The organism is Oleiphilus sp. HI0079 (genome assembly GCF_001635105.1).
This window is the reverse complement of sequence record NZ_LWFT01000576.1, coordinates 1-1,142: the sequence shown is the minus strand read 5'-3', so window position 1 is coordinate 1,142 and position 1,142 is coordinate 1. Positions and strand designations below refer to the sequence as shown.

1 protein-coding gene and 1 pseudogene are annotated in these 1,142 nt (G+C 48.0%); one reads left to right on the top strand and one right to left on the bottom strand.

Annotated features, from left to right (window positions below; genetic code table 11):
• Positions 1 to 679 (bottom strand): annotated as a pseudogene (locus tag A3750_RS09695) (ATP-dependent DNA helicase DinG); the annotation flags it as partial.
• Between the two features lie 191 nt (positions 680 to 870).
• Between A3750_RS09695 and A3750_RS09690 the strand changes: the two are divergent.
• Positions 871 to 1,142: acyl-CoA dehydrogenase family protein (locus A3750_RS09690; protein WP_197474986.1), on the top strand; the 272-nt coding region annotated here is incomplete at its 3' end.

The window sequence follows — 1,142 nt, the reverse complement described above, 5'->3', positions numbered from 1 at the left end:
CATCCCAGCGGTTGCGTGCTTCGTAGTACGGACAACTACTGAAGTAACTGCATCGCCGGTTGGAACATTGCTGATTATCTGCCGTCAAAGAAGACCATGCCTTATGGTCAATCGGCTCTTCAAGCGTATCTCGATCACCGTCCCATGTACCAGAGGCATAGCGCGTCAAGAAACCTTGCAGCACATCCTCACTGAGCTCTTCATTGTCGCTTTGATCAAGGAGAAACAATGGAATCGTCGAATCATTGGGGTCTGCCGAGAACGACTCAATACGCTGCTCAAGCTTGCTCAAACAAACGTATCGACCACGACCTTTTGCCAGCGCATAATTGAAATCTATACCCGAATGCTCGGCAAGTTCTGGTAAATCTTTGGAGAGAATCTGGTCTTGAAGTGCGGTGGTTGCAGTCGAAACGATCAGCTTGCGATCTTGCGCAATGGCCATCGGTAAGGTGGCGATACAATACCCAAGCGTTTTACCAGTGCCGGTTCCCGCCTCTACAACACAGGTTGCAGGATCGCTATTGCGTAATCCTTCGGAATTGGTTGCGATAGATCCCAAATACTTGGCAATTTCGGCGATCATTAGTCGCTGTCCATAGCGCGGACGGAACCCTTCTCGGCCAGTAAACTTTCTGTAGCTCCCCTGAATCAGAGCTTTGTGTTCATCGCTTAACATAAAACGCTACGATCAATACCCGAAATAAAAACAACCGAACTTCGCCTAACAATCCGAATACTTGAGACAAGTATGGAAATTCAATGATTGCAGACCCTATAATCACGAAGCCGCGGAGTTTAGCAGAGATTGCATTTGGGCAGTATCTGAGAATTTCCCAAGATAATAAGTAAAGTAGTACGGAGCTCGCGATGCATTTTGACCTGACAGAAGATCAAGTCGCTTTTCAAGATACCGCCAATCGTTTTGCACAGGAGTTTCTTGCTCCGAATGCAAAAGAGTGGGACGAAACAGCCACCTTTCCAAAAGACGTATTTGTTGAAGCAGGCAAACTTGGCTTTATGGCCATGTATATCCCCGAAGAGCACCATGGGATCGGCATCTCTCGTTTGGACGCTGCGCTGATCATGGAGCAACTCGCCACTGGCTGCACCTCAACAGCTGCCTATGTCAGCATTCACAA